This is a genomic window from Variovorax sp. MPBD4-3 (assembly GCF_058809745.1).
In genome coordinates, this window is sequence record NZ_JBXASW010000122.1 from 1 (window position 1) to 3,787 (window position 3,787).

The 3,787-nt window shown below is 63.5% G+C and carries 4 protein-coding genes; 1 reads left to right on the forward strand and 3 read right to left on the reverse strand.

From position 1 onward, the window contains the following. Window positions 1-111: 111 nt before the first annotated feature. Complete coding sequence (gene urtA, locus AC1RVW_RS30660) at window positions 112-1,380, reverse strand: urea ABC transporter substrate-binding protein (protein WP_081270211.1); 1,269 nt, start codon at window positions 1,378-1,380, stop codon at window positions 112-114. A 117-nt stretch (window positions 1,381-1,497) separates the two neighbouring features. After that, window positions 1,498-1,830 (reverse strand): nucleotide pyrophosphohydrolase, encoded by a 333-nt coding sequence (locus AC1RVW_RS30665; RefSeq protein ID WP_493204488.1) that lies wholly within the window; start codon window positions 1,828-1,830, stop codon window positions 1,498-1,500. Window positions 1,831-2,045: 215 nt separating this feature from the next. On the opposite strand from AC1RVW_RS30665, the gene AC1RVW_RS30670 reads away from it, so the two are divergent. Continuing rightward, window positions 2,046-2,867 (forward strand): hypothetical protein, encoded by an 822-nt coding sequence (locus tag AC1RVW_RS30670; protein ID WP_493204490.1) that lies wholly within the window; start codon window positions 2,046-2,048, stop codon window positions 2,865-2,867. 71 nt (window positions 2,868-2,938) lie between these two features. Here AC1RVW_RS30670 and AC1RVW_RS30675 read toward each other — a convergent pair. Continuing rightward, window positions 2,939-3,787 (reverse strand): extracellular catalytic domain type 1 short-chain-length polyhydroxyalkanoate depolymerase (locus AC1RVW_RS30675; RefSeq protein WP_493204492.1); only part of this gene is annotated, 849 nt, incomplete at its 5' end.

Here is a 3,787-nt window from a genome sequence, read left to right on the forward strand (position 1 = left end):
GGGGGGGGGGGGGGGGGGGGGCCACGCGGCGCCCGTGCAAGCGCAATGCGCGAATCGACCGCCGTCAGCCCCCATCCCTGCCCTCCCCCGGCGGGGGAGGGAGAAACACACTTACATCGACTTGCCGGCGGGGTAGTCAGGCTTCTTGTCGTTGCCTTCGATGTACGGGCTCCACGGCTTGGCCTTCACGGGACCCGGCGTCTTCCACACCACGTTGAACTGGCCGTCGGCCTTGATCTCGCCGATGAACACGCTCTTGTGCAGGTGGTGGTTCTTCTCGTCCATCTTCGACACGATGCCCGAGGGCGCCGTGAAGGTCTGGCCGGCCATGGCGGCGATCACCTTGTCGGTGTCGGTCGACTTGGCCTTCTCCACAGCCTGCTTCCACATGTGGATGCCGATCCAGGTGGCTTCCATCGGGTCGTTGGTGAGCGGCTTGTCCATGTGGCCGGGGATCTTCTTGGCCTTGGCGTACTCGCTCCACTCCTTGATGAACGCCGTGTTGGTCGGGTTCTTCAGGCTCATGAAGTAGTTCCAGGCGGCCAGGTGGCCGACCAGCGGCTTGGTGTCCACGCCGCGCAGCTCTTCCTCACCCACCGAGAAGGCGACCACCGGCACGTCCTTGGCCTTCAGGCCGGCGTTGCCCAGTTCCTTGTAGAAGGGCACGTTGGAGTCGCCGTTGATGGTCGACACCACGGCCGTCTTGCCGCCGGCCGAGAACTTCTTGATGTCGGCGACGATGGTCTGGTAGTCGCTGTGGCCGAAGGGGGTGTACTTCTCGTCAATGTCGGTTTCCTTCACGCCCTTGCTCTTGAGGTAGGCGCGCAGGATCTTGTTGGTGGTACGGGGGTACACGTAGTCGGTGCCCAGCAGCACCCAGCGCTTGGCGCCGCCGCCTTCCTTGCTCATCAGGTAGTCGACGGCCGGAATGGCTTGCTGGTTGGGCGCGGCGCCCGTGTAGAACACGTTCTTCGAGAGTTCCTCACCCTCGTACTGCACCGGGTAGAACAGCAGGCCGTTCATTTCCTCGACCACCGGCAGCACCGACTTGCGCGACACCGAGGTCCAGCAGCCGAAGATCACCGAAACCTTGTCCTGGCCGAGCAGCTGCTTGGTCTTCTCGGCGAACAGGGGCCAGTTGGAGGCCGGGTCGACCACCACGGGCTCGAGCTGCTTGCCCAGCACGCCGCCCTTCTTGTTGATGTCGTCGATGGCCATCAGCACCGTGTCTTTCAGCACGGTTTCCGAAATGGCCATCGTGCCCGACAGCGAATGCAGCACGCCGACCTTGATGGTGTCGGCTGCGAATGCGGGCGCAGCAGAAATGCTGGCCAGCGCGACGGCGGCGGTAAGCGCCTTAAGTGTGAAACGACGTTGCATGTGGACTCCTGCTCCGGGGTTGGTTGAACCTTGTCGACAGCGCTTGGCTGGCGTGGAGAGGAGTCTGCGGAATGCACCAGGAAGGTGAAATACGCCGGGTGGCGTACACGGAGGTATTCAGGCCGGCGGCGGGATCGGCGGCGCCGGGTACTTCCGGGCGTTGACCAGCATCTTGCTGCGCGCCGCCTCGATCACGTCGATGCCGAGCTTGTCCGCGAGCTGCAGCAGGTAAAGCAGGACGTCGGCGATCTCCGTGCCGATCTCGGCGCGCTTGTCGGGCGGTAGGTCGCGACTCTGGGCCTCGGTGAGCCACTGGAAGTGCTCGAGCAACTCGGCGGCCTCCACGGAAAGGGCCGAGGCGAGGTTCTTGGGGGAGTGGAATTCTTCCCAGTTGCGCTCGCTCGCGAATTCGCGCAGCGCCTGGGTCAGCTGTTGCAAGTCGGTGTCCACGAGGTTTCTTTGGCGAAAGGCAAGTGTGGCACGGGTGTGCATCATTCCCATGATGGGTACTGAATTGCCCAAAATGGGTAAGTCACCAGCATCTCCGGTGCACGCGGCGAAGCCGGTGGGTCTCGCGGCAGCCTTCTTCCCGGCCACATGGAGCAGCGCCAATCCATGAAGAGTTATGCGGCATCGTTCACAAGACCTTCGGGCTCGCTCGACCGATGTCCGAGGCGCTGGCGCCTCTGGTGGGCAGAATCCAAACCGCGTTCAGCGCACGTGTGTGGGGCACTACAGCCCAACTTTTGAGAAAAAGCGAATTAATGAAAAACATGATGGGGAGAGACCCGATGCGCAGGCAATGGATTCTGGCAGCAGTTCTTCTGGTGTCTCAGGTTGCGTGCGGCCAGTCGGGTACAGAGACGTTGTCCAAGGCGTACACAAGCTTTCCAAAAGCGATCGACCTTCAATGTCGCAATGGAAAGGCCCGCATCTTTGATGAGTGTGGCGATCAGCTAACCCTCTTTACGACAGCCCTTGCTCAGGCCAACAGTGAGGGCAAGGTCTTGCTCGTGGAATATGGGGCCGAATGGTGTATCTGGTGTCACGTCTTCGACGCACATATCAATGGCGGGCATGGGGATTTTCGCTATACCTATGGCATGCCTCAGGATCCAGAAGTCCGGCATACGCAAAAGATGTTTGAGGAAGAATCGGGCGTCGAAAGTGTCCAGGCAAAAACACTCCGCGACTTTGTTGCCGCCAATTTCGTGGTCGTTCGCATTGACGCGCAATACGCACCCAATGGGAAAGCGGTGCTTGCAGCAACTGGCGCGAGGAAGCACTATTCTGGCGGCCTTCCATTCATATTTGCTGTCGATGGGAGAGCGAACTTCGCTGCCAACTTCAACCACGATACGGCCGAGAAGCGCCGTGATACAGAGGTGAATTGGTATCGAGGCTATGACAGAACAGATCTGCTCCAACAACTCACGCTCATGCGTGATCGTGCCAAGGCGGGTACAGCACCTGGCACTGGTGGCTAGTGCCCTACAACCACTCTTTTCGCCCCAAGCTCAACAAGAGTTGAGCCGCCGCCCGCCTTCCGCATGGCTGCTCAGGCCTTGTCCGCAAGCCTGAACTGCGCGCTGGCGAAAGCCCATGCCATGCGCGTCGCGTCCGGCCCTTCGGGGTCGCTGAACAGCAGCTTCGATGCGCCGCCGCTCCATGAATGACCCAGCCCGGCGATCTCGCACAGCGTGACGAGCGTGCGGCCCTTGCGCTTGAAGTCGGTCACCCGCATCGGCCGGCGCTTGCCGCGCTGCGTGTAGCGCGGCTGGCCCGGCTGCGCGCCGATGGCAGTGGCCCACACGGCGGCGCTGCTGACGGCGTTGCTGGGCGCGACCACCGAGTCGGCATCGCCGTGCAGCACCAGCATCGGCGGCAGGGTGGTGAAGACGGCCGCGGCACCCATCGCCTTGCCGACGGCCGTGACCGGCATGGGCGGCACGTTCTGGCCGCGCATAGCGCCGAGCGCGGTGGCCGACGACTTGGCGGCGCCGGGCGCGACGCCCGAATGCATGACGACGGCGCGGAAACGATTCGGGTAGCGGGTGGCTAACAGCGCCGCCATGCTGGCGCCCGCCGACAGGCCGGCCAGCGCCACGCGGTCGCGGTCCACCGGGTAGAGCATGCAGGCCTGGTCGACCGCGGCCATCAGCGTGGCGGCCTCGGCGTCGGCCTTGCCGGAGCGGCGCTCGTACCAGTTCCAGCAGCCTTGCGGATGGGCCAGCCGGTCCTGCTCCGGGTAGAGGACGAGAAAGCGCTGGCGCACGGCCAGCGCGTTCATGCGCGTGCTGGCCGCGAAGTCACGCCCCGTCTGGCCGCAACCGTGCAGCATGACCATGAGAGGCAGCTTCTCCCCGGGCGCAAGCTGCAGCCCGGCCGGCCGGAACAGGTGATAGCC